The sequence below is a fragment of the Arthrobacter paludis genome (assembly GCF_056782315.1).
This window is the reverse complement of the sequence record NZ_JBXAEW010000020.1, coordinates 38,483-58,812: the sequence shown is the minus strand read 5'-3', so window position 1 is coordinate 58,812 and position 20,330 is coordinate 38,483. Positions and strand designations below refer to the sequence as shown.

Below are 20,330 nucleotides of genomic sequence, written 5' to 3'. Positions count from 1 at the left end.
TAATATATCGAAATCTTGACGCGCGCAAATATCCAAGAATATGCTCACGTCTGGTGTGACGCCTGTCACCCATCACTCCATCCCGGATTGGAACTCCAGAATGACACCGAGTGCACCCACCGCGTGGCCGGTCCCGGCGCGCGCCACCCGCCGCATCCTGTTCTGCTGCTGGCTCGCCATCCTCGCCGAGGGGTACGACGTCGGCGTCCTCGGGGCCGTCCTGCCCGCGCTGGCCGAGGACCGCGCCTGGTCGCTCAGCCCGCTCGAGCTCGGCGCCCTGGGCTCCTACGCGCTGGTCGGCATGCTGCTCGGCGCGATGGCCATCGGCTCGCTGTCGGACCGGCTCGGCCGCAAGCGGATGCTGCTGGTGTCCGTGCTCCTGTTCTCGCTCTCCCAGTTCGGGGCCGCGTGGGCGCCCACGCCGGAGCTGTTCGGCGTCTTCCGGCTCATCGGCGGGCTCGGCATGGGCGGCGTGATCCCCGTGGCCGCGGCACTGACCATCGAGTTCTCGCGGCCGAACCGCCGCTCCTACAACTACGGCCTGATGTACTCGGGCTACTCGCTGGGCATCGTCGCCGCGGCGCTCGTGGCGATGTCGCTGCTGCCGGACCTGGGCTGGCGTGCGGTGGTCGCGGTCGGCGGCGTGCCGATACTGCTGGTTCCGATCCTCGCGTGGGCGCTGCCCGAGTCCATCGAGTCGCTGCTGACGCGCGGGCGCGGCGCGGAGGCGGCCCGCCACGCGGAGAAGCTGGGCATCCGCCCGTTCCGCGAGGCCGACTGGATGCCGCAGGCCGCCGACCCCGCGGCCGGGCACACGTGGCGCTCCATCATGGGGGCCATGTTCACGGGCCGCTATCTGGTGGCCACGATCGGGTTCTGGGTGTCGCTGTTCTGCGGCCTGCTGCTGGTCTACGGACTGAACACCTGGCTGCCGGCCATCATGAAGCAGGCCGGCTACGACCTCGGTCCCTCGCTGGGCTTCCTGCTGGTGTTCGCGCTGTCCTCGGCCGCGGGCGGCCTGCTCATCGGGCGCATCGCGGACCGCCACGGCAAGAAGGCCGTCCTGGTGTCCTTCTACCTCGTCGGCGCGGCCGGGATCCTCATGCTGATGTTCCCGGGCAACCTCGCCGTGAACTACCTGTTCGTCGCGCTGGCCGGCATCGGCTCGATCTCCACCTCGCTGGTGCTCACCGGCTGGGTCGCCGACTACTACCCGGCGTTCGCGCGCGGCACCGCCACCGGCTGGGCCCTGTCCTTCGCCCGGATCGGCGCCATCACCGGTCCGCTGATCGGCGGGTGGATCGGCTCCATGCAGCTGCCGTTCCACTGGAACTTCGTCGTCTTCGCCGCCATCGGGGCGCTCGCGGCGCTGTTCGTGGCGCTGATCCCGAAGCCCGCGCCCGCCGCCGCGCCGTCCGCTCCGGAGGAGGAGCCGGTCGCCGCCACGGAGGCGTAGCGGCAACAGACGCAGGAGGCCGGGTCCGCGCTGAGCGGGCCCGGCCTCCTGAGTTTTCCGGCCAGCTCGTCACGGTCATTTGTGAAGTGCGTCATATTCGTGTCCGGCTCTTCCGGACACCATATCCTCGTTGAGTCCGGCGGACTTCTAGGGTGGGCAGACCACGCCAGCTCTCACTGCTCGCCGGAAACGAGATCGACCGCTGCGGTGAACGGCAACCCGTTAAAACACCACAGGCGGCGACCCGCCGTCGACCAAGATGTCGACGGGTCGCTCCCGCCGCCGAACGCCGTTAAGCAAGCCGTCGGAAAGGAATCCCGCCATGACTAGCCCGCGATGGACCCCCTCACGCTTGATCCCCCAGCCCGCACGGAGAAGGCAAGGATGGCGGCATCCATTGGCGGCGATCGTTGCGGCGGGAACGCTGGCAATCACCGGCTGCTCCAGCACATCGAGCGCGGCGAGCGCTCCCGACGGACTCGAAAAGGTCACCATCGCCCACGACGGCACGGCCGACGGGGCCGCGGTGGGGCTGGGCATCGAACAAGGGTTCTTCGAGGACGAGGGCCTCGAAGTGGAGTACCTGACGGTCGGCGCGCCCCCGGCCACGGTGGCGTCCGTCCAAAGCGGCCAGGTCGACGTCGGGTCGATTCCCACGCTGCCGGCCATCACCGCCATGTCCCAAGGCATCAAAATCACGCCATTCATGTCGGGCAGCGGCTATCCACGGGGCTCCGATGACCTGGAGCAGTACGACCAGCTCAGCCTCTATGTGGCGCCGGACTCCGATGTCACGAGACCAGCCGAGCTGGAGGGGCGCCAGGTCGCGGTCCCCGCCCGGGGTGCCGTGATGGAGATCCTGATTAGTGACGCGATCCGCAGCGACGGCGGGGACCCGTCAAAGGTCCGGTGGATTGTCCTCGACTTCGGTTCGCAGGTATCCGCGCTGGTCGACGGCAAGGTCGAGGCTGCCGGGCTCTCACTGCCCTTCACGGCAGAGGCCGCCGAATCCGGAGCCACGCTGCTCATGGGGCCGGCCATCGATTTCTACGAAGAAGGGCCTCTGACCTCCTGGATCGCCAGCCCGGAAGTGGCGGCGGACAGCGACCTGCTCATTAAGCTCCAGCGCGCCATCCAGAAGTCGAACGCCTACGCCAACGAGCACCGGGACGAGGCCATGGCCAAGGCCGCCGAGCTCACCGGCATCGAGGAACAGATGTTCCGTGAGGCCCGGGGCTTCAACTTCTACCCCGTGGACCTGCGGCTCGAGGACTTCGAACGCGCCGCCGAAAAGATGCGCGAGCTCGGCTTCCTCAAGAAGCCGGTTGACCTTGCGAGCAAGGTGCGCACGGCGGAGGCGGCCCCGGCTGAGGTTGGTGCATCGTGAAAGGCGTCCGTAGCGTCCTGCTCGCGCTGGGGTTGACCGGCGCCCTGGCCCTGACCGCGTGCGGCTCGTCGGGATCGACATCGTCCGCGGGGGGTGAGGACGGCCTCCGAACCGTCACCCTTGCGCACGACGGGACCGCAGCCGCCGCGGCGGTTTCCCTGGGGATGGAACAGGGATTCTTCGAAGAAGAAGGCCTCGCCGTGGAGCACAAGGGCCTGGGGACCCCGCCCGCGATCATTGCGGCCGTCCAAAGTAACCAGGTCACCGCCGGGTCCGTTCCGACCATCCCCATGATCAACGCCATCGACCAGGGGATCCCCCTCACCGCGTTCGCCCCCGACAGCGGCTATCCGGCGGATGTCGAGGACATGGCCGAGTTCGACACGATCGGCATCTACGTCGATCCCGAGGCGGGCATCGGGCGTCCTCGCGACCTCGAGGGCAAGAAGGTCGCCGTTCCCTCCCGCAAGGCCGTCTTCGAGGTCCTCGTCGCCAACGCTGTCCGCAAGGACGGAGGTGACCCAGCCAAGGTCCAGTGGGTCGTTCTCGATTTCGGGTCCCAGGTCGCCGCCTTGACGGACGGACGCGTGGCAGCCGCCGGCCTGCCCATGCCATTTACGGTGCAGGCCGCAAATGCCGGCGCCGAACTACTGGTGCAGCCGGGGGCCGACTTCTACGAGCAAGGACCGACGAACGTCTGGGTGGCCGGCCCCGAGGCATCCGAGGACAAGGAACTGATCATGGCCCTGCAGCGCGCCATCAAGAAGAGTCATGAGTACGCCAACGAACACCGGGAAGAGACGATGGAACGTGCGGCGGAGCTCACCGGCATCGATGTCGAGACAATCGCCGCTTCCCCGGGATTCAACTACTTCCCGCCCGTCCTCAACCCGGAAGACCTGGAGCGGACGCACGACAAGCTCCTGGACCTGGGCTACCTCTCCCACGAGGTGGAACTCAAGGACAACATCGTGGGAATGGAACAGTGAACCTGCAGGGAAGCCGCAGGAGCCTGGCCCTGGGAGTGGCCGGAGTCGCGGTCGCCCTCGTGGTGTGGCAGCTGGGGGCCCTAGCGTCGACGGGAGCCGCGATCGCCTCTCCCGTCCAGACGGGGACAGCGCTGGCCGAGGCCTTCACAACAGCGGCCTTCTGGGAGTCGGTGGGCGACACACTGGTCGTCGCCGGGCAGGGCTTCGGATGGGCCATCGCGGTGGGAGTCCCACTCGGGATCCTGGTCGGCTGGTCCAGGCTGCTGGGGCGCGCCACCCGCGTCCCGCTGGAGTTCCTGAAGCCCATCCCGCCCATCGTGATCATGCCGAGCGTCATCCTGGTCCTCGGGCCGACGTCCGACATGGCGATCTTCCTCATCTTCTACGGCTGCGTCATGCCGATCATCTATCAGACGGCGACAGGCGTGAAGGAAGTCGACCCGGTGGCGGTGGAAACGGGCAGGTCGTACGGCATGGGAAGGGCGGAGATCCTCTACCGGATCGTTTTCCCCAGCGCCTCGGCATTCATCGGGACCGCCCTGCGCATTGCGATGCCAACGGCCTTGATCGTCGCCGTCGTCGCCGGCCTGCTGGGTGGCGGCCCTGGCCTCGGCAGGGACATCTTCCTGGCCATGGGCGCCGGGCAATACGACTACCTGTATGCCCTGGTGGTGGTCCTCGGTTTCCTGGGCCTGGCGGTGCAGTTCCTGGAGCACCGGGTCGAAAGGTGGCTCTTGCACTGGCACACCTCCTACCGGACGGGAGTTTGACGTGAGCAGCAACAGACTGATCGGCAAGCCGCTGCTGACGGCGGTCGAGTACGGCGTCCCCGTGGCGCTGGTGGTCCTCTGGTGGACCGTGTCCGCAAATTCCAGCAGCGCCTACTTCCCTCCCCTCTCAGACATCGTGGGGCGCTTCCAGGACCTGTGGATCTTTGCCCACCTGCCCACGGACATCCTCCCCAGTGTGGGAAACCTCCTGGTCGGGTTCCTCGCGTCGGCCCTGCTGGGCATTGTCCTCGGGACGGTCTTCGCGCTGATCACCCCGCTGCGGGAGATGCTCTACCCATTGGTGAACTTCTACCGCGCCATCCCCATCGTGGCGGTGATCCCCCTGTTTGTCGCCGTGCTCGGGTTCGGCAACGAAGTCCGGTTGACCACCATCGTGTTGGCGGCCATGCCGCCGACGCTCATCGCGACCCTAGACGGGTTGCGGGCCATCGACCCGCAGGTGAGGGAGGTCAGCCGCGTCTACCGGTTCACGCAGGCCGAATGCCTGGGGCGCGTCTACCTGCCGGCGGCCGCTCCGCAGATCTTCTCCGGCCTCCAGGTCAGTCTGCAGTTCTCCTTCATTGTCATGATCGCCTCCGAGATGCTCGGGGCGTCCCAAGGCATCGGGGCAATGACGCTGCTGGCGCAACAGACCTTCAGCAGCGCGGACATGTGGGCCGGGATCCTGTTGCTAGGGATCATCGGGTACCTGGCCAATCTGGCCCTGACTGCCGTGCGGAACCGGGTCCTCGCCTGGTACGACGGTGCCAAGCAGACCGCGCTTTCCCACTGATCGCCTTATGACACAACGCCCAAGCAAGGGAGACGAAAAGATGACTCTTTATGGAGAGGCCATGACTGACGCGGCAGACCAGCAGCCCCCGGCCACGACAGAGCATGAAGTGCCGGTCCTGGAGGTTGACAACGTCACCAAGGCCTACGGCTCCGGGGACAAGGCGACCACGATCCTGCAAGGGCTGACACTCGAGGTCCGGCGGGGGGAACTGGTCTGCATTGTCGGCCCCTCTGGGGTCGGCAAGACCACACTGCTCAAGTCCCTGGCGGGCCTACACGCGATCACCAGCGGCGAAGTCCGCGTGGACGGCCACGCCATCGAGGGGCCGCCGGAGGAGCTCGCCCTGGTCTTCCAGGACTACAACCGGTCGCTGATGCCTTGGCTGACGGTCAAGGGCAACATCCAGATGCCGCTACGGCACATGAAGCTGGGCCGGCAGGAGATGGAGCGCAGGTACCAGGAAGCCCTGGAGGCCGTGGGACTGTCCGGCGCGGGCAAGAAGTACCCGTGGCAGCTTTCCGGCGGCATGCAGCAGCGGGTTTCCATTGCCCGCGCCCTGGCCTATCAGCCCGACATCCTGGTCATGGACGAGCCCTTCGCGTCCGTGGACGCCCAGACCCGCTTTTCCCTCGAGGACCTGACGTTGAAACTCCGGGAGGAGTTCAACATGACGATCCTGGTCGTGACCCACGACATCGACGAGGCCGTGTACCTGTCGGACCGTGTGGTCGTGCTCGGGGGAAAGCCGGCGCACGTGATCGAAACGATGGAGATCCGGCTGCCCTCGCCGCGGGACCAGATCGCCACCCGGGCCCTGAAGGAGTTCGCGGTCCAGCGGACCCGGGTCATGGAACTGATCAAGGCGGCGACCCCCTAGCCAAGACGGTCACAGCCGGCGGAACCGGTACGGTCGAGAGGAAGACATCGTGAGTAAAGTACCCCCCGGGGCGCGCGGCTATGAGGGCTTCGCCGGGCGGATCGCCCCAACGACGGCCGAGGCTGAACCGGCGTGGCCGGAGGAACGGACGGCGCCTCCTGGCAGCCCCAACATCATCGTGATCGTGGCCGACGACCTCGGGTACAGCGACACGGGACCCTACGGTTCGGAAGTGGACACCCCGGCGCTCAACACGCTGGCACGCAACGGCGTGGCCATGACGAATTACCACACGGCGCCGTTGTGCTCTCCTTCGCGGGCCGCTCTGCTCACCGGCATCAACCCGCACCGAGCCGGATTCGGCCACGTCAGCAACTTCGACCCCGGATTCCCCGGCCTGCGCGTGGAATTCGGCGACGACATCGCGACGTTGCCCGAGTCCCTCCGGGACAGCGGGTACGCCACGTTCGCCGTGGGCAAGTGGCACCTCGTGCGGGAGTCCGCGATGCATGCGGGCGCGGACAAGGGGTCGTGGCCGTGCCAACGCGGCTTCGACCACTACTACGGTTCGCTCGAGGGGCTGAATTCGTTCTTCGAACCGAACCAGCTCGTCCGCGACAACACCCCACTTGACGTCGAACAGTGGCCCGACGAGTACTACATCACGGACGACCTCACCGACCAGGCCGAAAGCTACATCCGCAGCCTCAGGGCGCACCAACCGGAAAAGCCCTTCTTCCTCTACTTCGCCCATGTCGCCATGCACGCTCCCCTGCAGGCCAAGGAGGTGGACCTGCTCAAGCACAGGGGCAAGTACGAGGCCGGCTGGGACGTCATCCGGGGCAAGCGGTTCGAGCGACAACTCGAGCTGGGGCTGTTCCCACCCGGCACCCGGGCCGCGGGGCGCAACCGGGAACCGGGGTACGACGTGGGCGCCTGGGACGACCTCTCCCCGGAGGAGCAGCACCGCTTCGCGCTCTACATGGAGGTCTACGCCGCCATGGTGGACAGCATCGACCAGTCCACGGGCCGGATCATGGACCTCCTGGCCGACTTGGGGGAGCTCGAGAACACCATCATCGTCTTCACCTCCGACAACGGCGGCTCCGCCGAGGGCGGGGCGGCCGGGTCGCGCAGCTACCTGCGCCAGTTCCCGCGCAGCCTGAGCGAGGTGGGATGGGTGGGGGACACTCCCCTGGCCGAGGAACTGATCGGCACGCGCCGTGCCGGCGCCCACTACCCACGGGGCTGGGCGCAGGTGTCCAACACCCCCTTCCGGCTGTACAAGGGCCACACGTACGGCGGAGGCGTCCGCGTCCCCCTCATCGTTTCGTGGCCCGCGGGACTGCAGGCGCGGCAAGCTCCCCTCCATGGTTACGGCTACGTCACCGACCTGGCGCCTACCCTGCTGGACCTGGCCGGCCTCGACGCCTCGGCGTTCCGGTCCGGGATCCCGGTCCAGCCGATGGATGGCGTGTCGTTGGCGCGCCACTGGCGCGAAGGCGCCCCCAGCCCGCACGTCGAGCAGTACAGCGAAGTCGGCGGCCACCGGGGCCTCTACCGGGACGGCTGGAAGCTGCTCTCGCTGCACGATCCCGCGACCCCGGTCGGCGAGGCCCGCTGGCAACTCTTCGACGTGCGCGCCGACCCGACGGAGCTGCACGACCTGAGCGACTCCCACCCGGAGAAAGTCGAAGAACTGGCCAGGGCCTGGGAGTCCGCGGCCTGGAACAACACCGTGTTTCCGCTGTTCGAGACCACGGGCGACGGGGCTGCGGCCAGGGAGCGGAGGCGCCCGTCCGACGACTACCTCAGCCGGCCCCTGCGGATCCTCCGCGGCACGCCCACCCTAGAGCGCTTCCGTTCCCTCGAACTGGTCCAGTACCGGGATTTCACGGCCACCGTCGAGCTGGCCGGCTACCACCCGAACGACCACGGGGTCCTTGTCTCCCATGGGGACCAACTGGGCGGATACCTCCTGTTCATCGAGGCGGGCCGCCTCCGCTTTGGCTACAACGCCTACGGAGACGAGGCGTCCCACGATGTATGCGCCGTGCCGGCAGGCGCCCGCTTGATTCGGATGAGCGCCGCCGTCCGGGACCCGCTCCTGTGGGACTTCTCCTTCAGCATCGACGGCTCGCCCGCCGGCGCCGTGCACGCCTGCCCCCAGATGACCGGCATGGCGCCGTGGACCGGGATCAGCGTCGGCGTGGACGCCCGCGGTCCCGTGCTCTGGGACATCCGGCAAGATCACGGCGTGTTCCGCTACACCGGCGCCCTCGCCGGCGTCCACTACGTTCCCGGACGCCTCCGGACGCCGCGGGCGCTCATCGACGAGCTCGCCCTGTCCGCGGCGGAGGCCGCCGACTAACCCGCCCGCCGGAGTGCGCGGGGTGCGCGCCGCCCCCTTGTCCGGTCCTGCCGGACGGCACCCATCGGCCCCGCCACGGGGATGACTAACCTCGGAGCAGGCGTGACGCACTTCACGGATTCAGCCACTCGCCAGTTCCTCCCTCTTTCGATTGGAAGGCCCACCTTGTCAGCCACAGCAGCTTCTCCCCATGGCACCAACGCCATCGACCCGATCCTGGCCTCGGTCCTCCAGCGCCGGCTCGACGCGATCACCAAGGAAATGGCGACGCTGCTCATGCGCTCATCGCGGTCGCCGATCTTCAACGAGATCGGGGACCTGGTCACGGTCCTGTTCGACGCCAAGGGACGGACCCTGGCGCAGGCCGAGTACGCAGCCATCATCGCCTTCGGCGCCCGCCCGCCGCTGCAGTACATCATCGAGTACTTCGGGGACGACATCAACGAGGGAGACGTGATACTCCACAACGACGTCTACTCGGGCGGCAACCAGAACGCGGACACCGGCGTGTACGTCCCGATATTCGACGACGGCGGGCTCATCGGCTGGGCGGCCGCCAAGGGCCACTTGGCCGACATCGGCGGGATGACGGCCGGCGGCTACAACCCGAACACGACCGAGGTGTGGCAGGAAGCCTTCCGCATCCCTCCCGTGAAGATCTACGAGTCCGGGGTCCTGCGGCGGGACATGTGGGACCTGGTCGCGGCGAACATCCGGTTCGACTACGTCATGGAAGACATCAAATCGATGGTCGGGGCCTGCCAAGTCGGCAGCCACCGCTTCCGGGACGTGGTCCAGCGCTACGGGCGAGACGCGTTCGACCGGCACATGGAGTACGTGCTCGAGAGCTCGGCGCGGCAAGTCCGGGCCGAGGTCTCACGGTGGCCGGACGGCGTCTACCACGGGACGAGCACGATGGTCTCCGACGGGCTCGACGCAGCGCGCCGGTACAAGATCGCCTGCACCATCACCATCGCAGGGGACGAAATCACCTTCGACTTCTCCGAAACCGACGACCAGGCCCCCGGATTCACCAACATGCCTCCCGCGTCCGCGGCCGGGGCCGTCCGCATCGGCTTCCTCATGCTCGTTGCGGCCGCCGGCATCACGATCCCCACCAACGAGGGCCTCTTCGAGCCGGTGCACACCGTCTTCAGAAAGGGCTCCCTGCTCAATCCCCGGTTCCCGGCGGCCTCGGTTTTCGGCAACCAGATGTGCGACGAGGTGCTCGAGTGCATCATGGGCGCCCTCGCCGAAGCGCTGCCCGACCGGGTCACGGCCGGGTGGACGAAGAACCTCTCCACCACTCTCCACGGCACGGACCCCAGGACGGGCGAGCCCTACGTGACGCTGACGGTTTTCCAGCGCAGCGGCCCCGGCGCGATGCGCGGCTCGGACGGGTGGGATGCCTTCGGCTTCTGCGGAACCGCGGGCCAGATGCGGTCGCCCGACCCCGAGAAGTTCGAACTCCAGTCCCCACACTTCCTCGAATACCACGAATACCTCCCCGACTCGGCCGGGGCCGGGCAGTGGCGCGGCGGGCTCGGCACGCGGTCGGCCTGGGTCTCCCACGGCGCCAATGCCCAAGGCGTGACCATGGGGGAAGACGTCCGGTCCGAGAACCCGCCCCCGGCCAAGGGTCTCGACGGAGGCGAAGACGCGAGCCTGAACCGGCTCCTCATCGAGTTCCCCGACGGAACAACGCGGGAGTGGGGGTCCAAGGAGATCGTTGACCTCCCCGAGGGCACCCGGATCCTGTCCTGGTGCGGCGGGGGCGCGGGCTACGGCGATCCCACCGAACGCGATGCCGAACGCGTCGCGCAGGAAGTCGTCTCGGGGCTGCTGTCCCGGGACAAGGCCGAGCAGGCATACGGGGTCGTGATGGCTTCCGACACCGGCGGCATCGACAAGGCAGCGACCGTGCAGCGGCGCCGTGAACTGAAGGGAAGTGCATGATGGGTCGGCGTATAGGCATCGACGTGGGTGGCACCTTCACGGACTTCCTCGTCCTGGAGGAAGACGGAACCCGGGTCGTCCACAAGACCAGTTCGGTCCCGGCCGACCCGGCGACGGCAGTCACCCGGGGCCTGCGGGAGATCGCCGCCCGGCAGGGCGAGAACCTCGAGGACTTCATCGCCGGGATCGACACGATCGTCCACGGCACGACCGTCACGACCAACGCCCTCCTGACCCGCCGGGGGGCCAAGGTGGGCCTCCTCGCCACCGACGGGTTCCGTGACGTCCTTCCCATGCGGGACGGGACCCGGGAGGAGGCCTACGACAACCGGTACGCGCCCCCCGTGCCGCTGGTGACCCGCAACCTGACCCGCCCGGTGCGCGGACGCGTGGACGTGGCGGGAACCGAGGTCGTCCCCCTCGCCGAGGAGGACGTCAGGGAAGCCGCACGCGCCTTCCGCGACGCGGAGGTCGACGCGGTCGCCGTGTCGTTCATGCACTCCTACACGGACCCCAGCCACGAACGGCGCGCCGCCGAGCTCCTCCGCCAGGAGCTGCCGGGCGTGTACATCACCAGCTCCAGCGACCTGATCTCCCAGTCCGGATACTACGACCGCACCAGCACCGCGGTCCTCAACTCCTACGCGGGGCCGATCATCAGCGACTACCTCCGGGTGCTGACCGAGACCCTGGAGGCCGTCCGCTTCCGCGGCATCCTGCTGCTGATGCAATCCAACGGGGGGGTCGCCTCGCCCTCGGAACTGAGTGCCCGGGCGGCGCTGTCCCTCCTCTCCGGCCCCGCCTCGGGGCCGACCGCCGGCCTCCTGGAGGTCCAGGCCCACGGCTGGGCGAAATGCCTGACCGTCGACATGGGCGGGACGAGTTTCGATGCCGCCATCGTCGACAACGGACGGCCCCTGGTCATGACCGACGGCTCCATCGACCGGTGGCGCATCGCCCTGCCCATGGTGGACATCCACACGATCGGTGCGGGCGGCGGTTCGATTGCCGCCGTGGATGACGGGGGCATCCTGCGGGTGGGGCCCCAGAGCGCCGGCGCGGTGCCGGGCCCGATCTGCTACGGGCGCGGCGGGGACAGGCCGACCACGACGGACGCCGACGTCGTCCTCGGGTACATCGCGCCCGAATCCTTCCGGGTGACCGGCGGCATGGACCTGGACGTGGAGAGCGCCCGCCGCGCGATTGCGGAGCAGATCGGAAACCCCCTGGGGCTCGACGCCGTTCATGCTGCCGCGGGAATCTACGACGTCGTCAACGTCTCCATGGCGGCAGGGGTCCGGGGAGTCACCGTGCGCCGCGGGCTGGACCCCCGGGACTTCCCCCTCGTCGTCGCGGGCGGCGCTGGGCCGGTCCACGCGGCAGCCATCGCCCGCGAACTCGAGATTCCGCTCCTCGTGGTCCCCCGGGAATCGTCGATCTTCTGCGCGGCCGGCATGCTGGTGTGCGATTTCAAGCACGACTACGTGCAAAGCGTCTCCGGCAAACTGCACGAAATGGACGGATCCGACATCGCCCGCATCTGGGAGGAGATGGCGGGACGTGGACGGGAAGTCCTCCTCGGCGAAGGGGTCGCCCCCGAGGAGATCTCTTTCGTTCCGCAGCTCGATCTCCACTACAAGGGGCAGTGGTTCGAGATCACCGTGCCCGTGGACCCGGGCATGCTCTCGCGGCCGGACACCGCGGAAGTGGCGCGGTCGTTCCACGAAGCCCACGAAACGCAATTCGGGTACCACACCGAGAGCATGCCCATCGAAGTCCTCAACGTGCGGCTCACGGCCATCGGCGCCGCCACCCGGCAGGGGGCCCCGGAAGCCAGGGCGCCCCACTCGGAGGGGGGTTCGCTCGTGGGCCACCGCGAGATCTGGTCGCCGCACCTGCGCCGCATGGTCCAGGCCGAGGTCCACGCGGCCGGACGCCTGGGGGCAGGGGACCAGTTGCAGGGGCCGGCGGTCGTGGAAATGGAGACCACCAGCCTGGTCGTTCTCGACGAGTTCGACCTCGTCGTGGACGTCACCGGATCCTTCGTGCTGTACAGGAAGGACCGGGCCGCGGACCTGCTCCCCACTATCCGGGTGAGGGCGGACCAGGACGTCCAAGAGGTCGCCTGGGCGAGATAGCCAGAAGGCGCCACACCAGGGGCCCGTTGACCGGTACGCCGGCCACCGGGCCCCTGGTCGTGCCCGGTGTCCCCTGGCCCGTGGGCGACCCGCCGCATGATCTAGCTCACAGGGCGTCCGGTCCTGCGGGACGGAAGGGCCGAAGCGGGCCCGGGGCGGACCTACGGTGGCTCTAACCACACGGAAGCTTCCGGGAACCGCTGCGGCGGGCCCGCGGAAGAACCCGGAGCCGCTGAGGAGGAGCGCATGACACAAAGCACGGAACAGGTCGCCCACGGGCGGGAGTACCTGGCTGGCCGGTTCGACCAGTACCTCAAGCCCGACCGCGTTCACCGCGCGTTGTACACCGATGAGTCGATCTTCCGCGAGGAGATGCGCAAGGTCTTCGGCCACACCTGGGTCTACCTCGCCCACGAGTCCCAGCTCCCCGAGCCCAACTCCTTCCTGACGCTGAACATCGGCCTGCGGCCGATGATCCTCACGCGGGACCGCCACGGCGAGATCCACGCGTTGTTCAACCGGTGCGCGCACCGGGGGGTGACCGTCTGCCGCGAGGAGGCCGGCAAGGCCAAGAGCTTCCAGTGCCCGTACCACGGCTGGACGTTCCGGAATACCGGCGACCTGGTCGGCACCCCGTGGGCCGGCGGCTACTCCCCCAACTTCGACAAGTCCGAGTTCGGCCTCGGCGGGTTCCCCCGCGTGGAGTCCTACCGCGGCTTCGTCTTCGGGACCCTGAACATGGCCCTGCCGCCGCTCGCGGACCACCTCGGCCCGGCCACCGCCTGGCTGGACTACTGGATCGACCGGTCCCCGACCGGCGAGGTGCAGGTCCGCAAGTCCGTGAAGCGGATGGGGTACCGGGGAAACTGGAAGCTGGCCTTCGACAACGGCGGAGACGGCTACCACCCGTCCTTCTCCCACCGTTCGCTGCTGGCGACGGCGTCCCGGCTCGGGGACAGCAAGGACATGTCCTACTTCGGCGAGGCCCCGGACGAGGGGCCCATGACGATGACCACCCTGGGCAACGGCCACAGCGTGTTGGACCAACGTCCCAGCTACGACGGGCCGGGCAGCATCTGGGCGAACCAGCGCCCCCAGCCCGGGCGGGAAAAGTTCGAAGAGCACATCCGGGCCACCTATCCGCAGGACGCGGACCGCCTGCTGGACCTGGCGTGTGGGTCGCAGATCAACCTGTCGATCTTCCCCAACCTGCTGATCCTGGGAAACCAGATCCAGGTCATCGAGCCGCTCAGCGTCGCGAAGACGCAGCTGAACTGGCACTCGACCTCCATCGGCGGCGTCCCGGAGGAAGTGAACACGGTCCGGATGCGCACCCAGGAGGATTTCCCGTCCTTCGGCGAGCCGGACGACCAGGCGAACTTCGAGGAAGCCCAGCGGGGCCTGGAGATCCCGGAGGCCGAATGGCTTCTCATCAACCGCGGATACGAGGTCGAGGGCTGGCAACGGCCCCTGGAGGACGGGTCCATCCAGTCCCGCGTGACCGACGAGATCCCGGTGCGGAAGTACTTCGAGGCCTGGAAGCGGGTCATGGACGAGGAGACGATGTGAGCGACCTGAAGAGCCCCGCCCCGAACTACGAGGACACCTCCCGCTACTCGTACCACGTGGACAAGGAATGGTACGACCAGCTGAGGGGCTTCACGGAGGAATTCGCCCGCGACTGGCCGACCGCGGACGCGGCCACCCTGCACGAGGCCACGGCCTTCCTGACCAAGGAGGCCCGGCTCATCGACGAGGCCCGGTTCAACCACTGGCTGGAGCTGTTCACCCCGGACAGTGTGTACTGGGTTCCGGTTCTGCCCGGCGGACCGGACCCGGATTCCGAACTGTCCCACGCCTTCGACGATTTCCGCCGCCTCTCGGACAGGGTGTACTGGCTGCGCACGGGGCTGGCCTTCAGCCAGTTGCCGGCGTCCCGCACCCGGCGGGTGATCTCCAACGTGGAGGTGCTACCCGACGAGTCCCGGGGACTGCTGCTGGTCCGGTCGAACTTCGTCGTCACGGAGTTCCGCGCCGGGGTCACGAAGATCTATTCGGGATGGTACGGCCACGTGCTCGTCCCCACCCCCGAGGGGCTGGCCATCCGGGTCAAGCAGACGAACCTGCTGGATTCGGAGCAGGGCCACGAGAACCTCACCCTGGTGCTGTGATGGGCAACCACCGTGAGGCCGACGAGGAGCGGCAACGGCTCCTCCAGGAGAACGCCCGCCTGCGCGAGCAGGTCGCCGAGCTCACCCGGGAAGTGCGGACCATGCGTCCCGTGGTCGCGGCCGCCAAGAAGATGCGGACCTGGGACCACAACCCCTACGACGTCCGCCCCGACGACGCGTGGATCGCGCTGGACCGCGAGAGCGCGGCGGTGCTGATGCAGGCCCTCGCCGGCGTCGACCACTGGGAGCCGTGGACCCACACGATCGCCCCCAGGCCGCAGCCATGAGGATGCTGGTCATCGTCCACTGGGACCGGACGGACATCGACTCGATCCTCACGCTCTGCGCCGCCCGGGGCATCAGCCCCACCGTGTGCAACCCGAGCGCCGGGGAACCGCTCCCGCCCGCCGCCGAATTCGACGCCGTGGTCTGCATGGGAGGAAAGCAAACCGCGGTCGGTGCCGTCGAGGACTTCCTGATGGAGGAGATGGATTTCCTGCGGGCCGCGATCGGCCAGGCCAAACCCGTGCTGGGAATCTGCCTCGGTTCGCAGCTGCTGGCCAGGGCGTTGGGCGGGAGCGCCAGCGTGGGGGCGACCGGCTTGGAGGCCGGGTACATCGACGTCCACCCGGCGCCGGGGGCGGACCACGCCCCCGAGGTCACGGGCCGGTTCTTCTCCTTCCACACCGACACCTTCCAGCTCCCCCCGGGGGCGTCCCTTCTGGCAAGCAGCGACCGGTATCCGCAGGCATGGTCCTTCGGATCGGCCCTGGCCTTGCAGTTCCATCCGGAGCTCTCCCTCGAGGGGATCAGCCGGCTCCTGGACATCGAGGGCGAGCGGATCGCCCAGGCCGGTGCAGACGTGGACGCCATCCGGGCCGAAGCGGAGGCGCAGGCGCCCCTCGCTCTCCAGACCACCGAAGCCTCCCTCGGGGCGTGGCTTGACCGCGCCCTCGCGGAGCACCCCCACCGGCAGCGCGCTGCCTCCACCCACCCAGGCCGGCCCGATCCGGTCCGACCGTTGTCCCGCTAGAGGAGATCGACCCATGCGTAGCAAATTCGTCGAAGTACACGGCCTCCACTCGGAGGCGCAAATCGCCGCCGCCGAAGACTCCGAGAAGGCGATTCGGGAGCAGGGCATCGAGGTCGTCCGCCTGGCCTGGCCGGACCAGCACGGCCTGCTCCGGGGCAAGTCCACCAGCGTGGACGGGTACCTGTCCGCCCTGACCGGTGGCATGGACATCACGATGGCCCCGTTCGGGTTCGACACCGCGAACTCGCCGGTGCAGAACCCCTTCACCGAAGACGGCGGCTTCGCCTTCGCGGGGATGGGCGGCAGCCCGAACATCAAGATGGTCCCGGATCCGGCGACGTTCCTGGTCCTCCCGTGGGCGCCGGAAACCGCGTGGGTGATGTGCGACCTGTACATGACCAACGGACAGCCGTTCCCCTACTCGCCCCGCGGCATCCTCAAGAAGACGCTGCAGCGCCTCTCCGAGGCCGGCTACGGGATGGTGGCCGGGTTGGAGATGGAGTGGTACCTCGCCCGCATCGTCGACGACGGCCTCGGCCCGAACGCGGACATGGGCTCCCCGGGGAACCCCGCCCCGCCGCCCGTCGTGGCCCCGGTGAGCCGCGGGTACAACTACCTGCTCGACAGCCACCTGGACGAGATCGACCACGTGGTGCGGCCCCTGCGGAAGGCCCTGGACAGCATGGGGCTTCCGCTGCGGTCCTTCGACGACGAGTGGGCCCCCAGCCAGGTCGAGACGACCTTCGACATCCTCGATGCCCTCAAGACCGCGGACGCCGCGGTGGTCTTCCGGATGGCGGCCAAGCAGATTTGCCGCCGCAACGGGCACATCGCCTCGTTCATGACCAAGCCGGCGATCAACGGCGCCTACCCGAGCGGCTGGCACCTGCATACGTCGGTGTACGACCAGGAATCGGGCCAGAACCTCATGGTCCCCGGCGACGGCGAGGTGCTCTCCGAGCTCGGCCGCCACTACGTCGGCGGGGTGCTCGAGCACGCGGTGGCGGCGTCCGTGTTCACGACGCCCACCATCACCGGGTACCGCCGGCGCCAACCCTTCTCCCTGGCGCCGGACCGGTTGACGTGGGCCCTGGACAACCGGGCCGCCATGATGCGCGCGATCTCCACGCCCCACGACCCCAGCTCCCACGTCGAGAACCGGGTCGGGGATTCCGCCGCCAACCCCTACCTGTACATGGCCTCGCAGGTCGCTGCCGGGCTCGACGGCATCCAGCGGCAGGTGTCCCCCGGCCGCCCGAGCGAGAACCCGTACGCGGAGGACGTGCGGATCCTGCCCACCTCGCTGCACGAGGCCACCGACGCGCTCGAAGCCGACACATTCTACCGCGAGGCCTTCGGCAGCGACTTCGTGGACTACATGGTCGCCATGAAGCGGCACGAGCTCGCGCGGTACGAAGCCTGGCTCGAGGAGAACCCCGACCAGGACGCCTGGGTCAACGGCGTCAGCGGCTGGGAACACCGCGAGTACTTCGAGCTGTACTAGGCCGTCGCTGGCGGCCCGTCCACCCGGCACCGAGTCCCCAAGCAAGGAGAAACAATGCCCCGCGTCAACTTCACCACGCCGGCGGGCGACGCCATCGAAGTCGAATCCCGGGCTGGATCGACGGTCATGGAGGCCGCCGTGAAGCACGGCGTGCCCGGCATCGTGGCGGAATGCGGAGGCGGGCTGTCCTGCGCCACGTGCCACGTCTACGTCGCAGCCGAGTACGCCGACGCGGCCGGGCCGGCAGGAGAGTTCGAGGACGAGATGCTGGAGGACGCCGTGGCCGAACGGCGGCCCTCGAGCCGGCTGTCCTGCCAGATCACGCTGACCGACCAGCTCGACGGAATCGCCGTCGAAGTCGCCCCGGAGCAGTGACCGGGATGGCAACCCCGGGCACGGTCATCGTGGGGGGCGGCGAGGCGGCGGTGACCATCGCCGCGAGCCTCCGCCAGAGCGGATACGGCGACCCCGTCACCATCGTCGCGAAGGAGCCGGTGCCGCCCTACCAGCGTCCCCCCCTGTCGAAGGGATACCTGGCAGGGGACGTCCCCGAAGAGGGGCTGTACCTGCGCGATCCCGACTACTACCGGGAGCAGCGGATCGGCGTCGAGGTCGGGGACCCGGTGGTTGCGGTGTCCACCAACGGAAGCGGGGGGACGGCGCGGACGGCCTCCGGGAAGGAGTTCGGGTTCTCGCGGCTGGCCTTGTCGACGGGCGCGTCGGCCCGGCACCTCGGCGTGCCCGGCCAGGACCTCGACGGGGTCTTCACGGTGCGGGACCTCCAGGACGCCGCGAGACTGCGGGATGCGCTGCCTTCGGCGCGTAGCGCCGTCGTCATCGGCAGCGGGTTCGTCGCTCTGGAGGCCGCCGCCGTCCTGCGCAAGCACGACGTCGCGGTCACGGTCCTCGTGCGGGGCTACGGGTTGATGGGACGGGCGGTCGCGCCGCCCACGTCCGACTACTTCGTCCGGGCGCACGAGGCCATGGGAACCACGCTGCGCTTCGGCACCAATCCGCGGGCCATCGAAGGCGCCCGGGGCCACGTCACCGCCGTGGTGACCTCGGACGGCGACACCATCGACGCGGACATCGTCATCGTCGGCGTCGGCGTCGAGCCCAACGTGGACCTGGCGGAGCAGCTGGAGCTGGAGCTCGACCACGGGATCGTCGTCGACCGGGCCGCCCAGACGGGGAACCCGGTGGTGGTCGCCGCGGGGGACTGCACGGTGCAGCCACACGCCCTGTATCCGGAGGAAATGGTCCGGATCGAATCCGTCCAGAACGCCCTCGACCAAGGCCGGAAGGCCGCCGCCGCAATCATGGGCCACGAGCGGCCCTCCGTGCCGGTCCCCTGGTTCTGGTCCGACCAGGCCCACCTGAAGCTCCAGATCGTTGGCCTGTCGACGGGGTACGACCGCGTCGTGGAGCGCCGGGCCCCGGGCGAAGAACGCTACTCGCTCCTCTACTACCGCGACGGCCAGCTCATCGCGGCCGACGCGGTCAACAACCCCAAGGACTTCAACGCCGCGAAGCGGGCGCTGAACGCCGAAGCGTCCATCGACGCGGACGCGGCCGCGGATCCGGCCACCCCACTGAAGTCACTCATCAGCTAGACCTCCTCAAGCCCCTGGGCGCGAGCGGAGACCCCCTCCGGGGACCGGTCCCGCTCTGGCCACACCACCTACGGAAGGGACCCCATGTCAACCGCAACCATCAACGACGGGATCATCGCCAACGTCCGCAGCGAGGCCAAGGACAGGCTCCAGCAACGGCGGGTCGAAGCGATTTGGGACCAGATGCGCGCCGACAAGCTCGATGCGCTGGTCATCGGCGGCCGCGGGCTGCTGACCCAGTACGGATTCCTGGAGTACGTGGCGGGCTTCTGCCCGCAGGTCCGCCTCTGCTACGCCGTCGTGACCCCGGACGAGCAGCCGGTCCTGGTCATGCCCACGGCGTCGGACGCCTGGTACGCGCGGCAGGCAACCCGCCTGGTCGACGTCCGCGTCGCCGGCCAGGGCGACGTCATCAGCGACAGCGACGGCCTGCCCCCGGTCATTGCCCAGGTGCTGCAGCAGCGCAAGGCCGCCACGGGCACCATCGGCATGGTCGGGCTCCAGCACATCATCCCCGCCATGGACTACGCGCGGCTTCGCCAGGCGCTCCCCCAGGCCTCGCTCGTCGACGGCACCGCCACGGTGGGGCGCGTCAAGGCCGTCAAGAGCGCCGAGGAGCAGCAGGAGGTCCTGCGCTCCTGCGCCATCGCGGACGCCGGGCTCGAGGTCTTCATGGACCGGGCCCGCGTCGGATCGACGGGCTGGGAGCTGTGGGGCGAGGTGCAGCGGGAGGTGCGCAGCCGCGGGGCCCGGGACGTGCTGATCATGGTGAGCTCCGATCCCTACTTCAACGACACGCCCCGCAACGAGCCGATCGCCCAGGGCGATCTCGTCTGCACCTACGTGGAGATCTCCGGCCCGAACGGCTACTGGGTGGAAAAGGCCAGCCTCTTCGCCGTCGGCGAGATCGGCGACGCCAAGCGCCGCATTGCGACCGCCTGCCTGTCGGCACACGCCGCGGCGGCGGACGCGATGCGGACCGGCAACAGGGCGAGTGACGTCGCCGCCGCCCTGACCGGCGCCGTCGGCGACGAGGCCGTCGAGTTCGGGATCTGGCACGGGCACGGTGTGGGGGTCGACCACGACGTGCCGGTGCTCGGCTCGGGCGACCAGACGCCCCTCGTGGCGGGCATGGCCTTGGCCCTCCACCCGAACTTCGTCAGCGCCGACGGCGCGGTCGGCGCGAGCGTCGCCGACACCTACCTCGTGCAGGCCGACGGCCCGCCGGTCCGGGGTTCACGGCACGACCAAAAGCTGTTCACGATCTGA

17 protein-coding genes are annotated in these 20,330 nt (G+C 68.8%); all 17 read left to right on the top strand.

Annotated elements, in window-relative coordinates; translation table 11 throughout:
* The first annotated feature begins 100 nt into the window (after window positions 1-100).
* The 17 genes from AC1Q5D_RS15570 to AC1Q5D_RS15490 all read left to right on the top strand — a co-directional run bounded on the left by AC1Q5D_RS15570 (window position 101) and on the right by AC1Q5D_RS15490 (window position 20,330).
* A complete protein-coding gene (locus AC1Q5D_RS15570; protein ID WP_481739373.1) occupies window positions 101-1,456 on the top strand; it encodes an MFS transporter in 1,356 nt (451 codons plus the stop codon).
* A gap of 397 nt (window positions 1,457-1,853) precedes the next feature.
* Window positions 1,854-2,843: an ABC transporter substrate-binding protein gene (locus tag AC1Q5D_RS15565; protein ID WP_481739372.1), complete on the top strand. Its 990-nt coding sequence runs from the start codon at window positions 1,854-1,856 to the stop codon at window positions 2,841-2,843.
* Complete coding sequence (locus tag AC1Q5D_RS15560; RefSeq protein WP_481739371.1) at window positions 2,840-3,832, top strand: ABC transporter substrate-binding protein; 993 nt, start codon at window positions 2,840-2,842, stop codon at window positions 3,830-3,832. The genes AC1Q5D_RS15565 and AC1Q5D_RS15560 overlap by 4 nt, the downstream gene beginning before the upstream one ends.
* On the top strand, window positions 3,829-4,602 hold the full coding sequence (locus AC1Q5D_RS15555) for an ABC transporter permease (protein ID WP_481739370.1): 774 nt from the start codon (window positions 3,829-3,831) through the stop codon (window positions 4,600-4,602). The genes AC1Q5D_RS15560 and AC1Q5D_RS15555 overlap by 4 nt, the downstream gene beginning before the upstream one ends.
* A 1-nt stretch (window position 4,603) precedes the next feature.
* On the top strand, window positions 4,604-5,395 hold the full coding sequence (locus AC1Q5D_RS15550) for an ABC transporter permease (protein WP_481739369.1): 792 nt from the start codon (window positions 4,604-4,606) through the stop codon (window positions 5,393-5,395).
* Between the two features lie 61 nt (window positions 5,396-5,456).
* Window positions 5,457-6,275, top strand: a complete 819-nt coding sequence (locus AC1Q5D_RS15545) for an ABC transporter ATP-binding protein (RefSeq protein WP_481739368.1) — start codon at window positions 5,457-5,459, stop codon at window positions 6,273-6,275.
* Between the two features lie 49 nt (window positions 6,276-6,324).
* The gene (locus AC1Q5D_RS15540; RefSeq protein WP_481739367.1) at window positions 6,325-8,646 is read left to right on the top strand and encodes a sulfatase-like hydrolase/transferase; all 2,322 of its coding nucleotides are present in this window, start codon (window positions 6,325-6,327) and stop codon (window positions 8,644-8,646) included.
* 165 nt (window positions 8,647-8,811) lie between these two features.
* Window positions 8,812-10,602 (top strand): hydantoinase B/oxoprolinase family protein, encoded by a 1,791-nt coding sequence (locus AC1Q5D_RS15535; protein ID WP_481739366.1) that lies wholly within the window; start codon window positions 8,812-8,814, stop codon window positions 10,600-10,602.
* Window positions 10,599-12,740 carry a hydantoinase/oxoprolinase family protein gene (locus tag AC1Q5D_RS15530; RefSeq protein ID WP_481739365.1) on the top strand — a complete coding sequence of 714 codons (2,142 nt, stop codon included), beginning with the start codon at window positions 10,599-10,601 and terminating at the stop codon, window positions 12,738-12,740. The genes AC1Q5D_RS15535 and AC1Q5D_RS15530 overlap by 4 nt, the downstream gene beginning before the upstream one ends.
* A 246-nt stretch (window positions 12,741-12,986) precedes the next feature.
* Window positions 12,987-14,309 (top strand): aromatic ring-hydroxylating oxygenase subunit alpha, encoded by a 1,323-nt coding sequence (locus AC1Q5D_RS15525; protein WP_481739364.1) that lies wholly within the window; start codon window positions 12,987-12,989, stop codon window positions 14,307-14,309.
* The gene (locus AC1Q5D_RS15520; RefSeq protein ID WP_481739363.1) at window positions 14,306-14,911 is read left to right on the top strand and encodes an aromatic-ring-hydroxylating dioxygenase subunit beta; all 606 of its coding nucleotides are present in this window, start codon (window positions 14,306-14,308) and stop codon (window positions 14,909-14,911) included. The genes AC1Q5D_RS15525 and AC1Q5D_RS15520 overlap by 4 nt, the downstream gene beginning before the upstream one ends.
* A complete protein-coding gene (locus tag AC1Q5D_RS15515; protein WP_481739362.1) occupies window positions 14,911-15,198 on the top strand; it encodes a hypothetical protein in 288 nt (95 codons plus the stop codon). The genes AC1Q5D_RS15520 and AC1Q5D_RS15515 overlap by 1 nt, the downstream gene beginning before the upstream one ends.
* A complete protein-coding gene (locus AC1Q5D_RS15510) occupies window positions 15,195-15,944 on the top strand; it encodes a type 1 glutamine amidotransferase (RefSeq protein WP_481739361.1) in 750 nt (249 codons plus the stop codon). The genes AC1Q5D_RS15515 and AC1Q5D_RS15510 overlap by 4 nt, the downstream gene beginning before the upstream one ends.
* Window positions 15,945-15,957: 13 nt before the next feature.
* Window positions 15,958-17,448 (top strand): glutamine synthetase family protein, encoded by a 1,491-nt coding sequence (locus tag AC1Q5D_RS15505; RefSeq protein ID WP_481739360.1) that lies wholly within the window; start codon window positions 15,958-15,960, stop codon window positions 17,446-17,448.
* Window positions 17,449-17,502: 54 nt separating this feature from the next.
* On the top strand, window positions 17,503-17,823 hold the full coding sequence (locus tag AC1Q5D_RS15500; protein ID WP_481739359.1) for a 2Fe-2S iron-sulfur cluster-binding protein: 321 nt from the start codon (window positions 17,503-17,505) through the stop codon (window positions 17,821-17,823).
* 5 nt (window positions 17,824-17,828) lie between these two features.
* Window positions 17,829-19,061: an NAD(P)/FAD-dependent oxidoreductase gene (locus AC1Q5D_RS15495; RefSeq protein ID WP_481739358.1), complete on the top strand. Its 1,233-nt coding sequence runs from the start codon at window positions 17,829-17,831 to the stop codon at window positions 19,059-19,061.
* Window positions 19,062-19,145: 84 nt separating this feature from the next.
* On the top strand, window positions 19,146-20,330 hold the full coding sequence (locus AC1Q5D_RS15490; protein WP_481739357.1) for a M24 family metallopeptidase: 1,185 nt from the start codon (window positions 19,146-19,148) through the stop codon (window positions 20,328-20,330).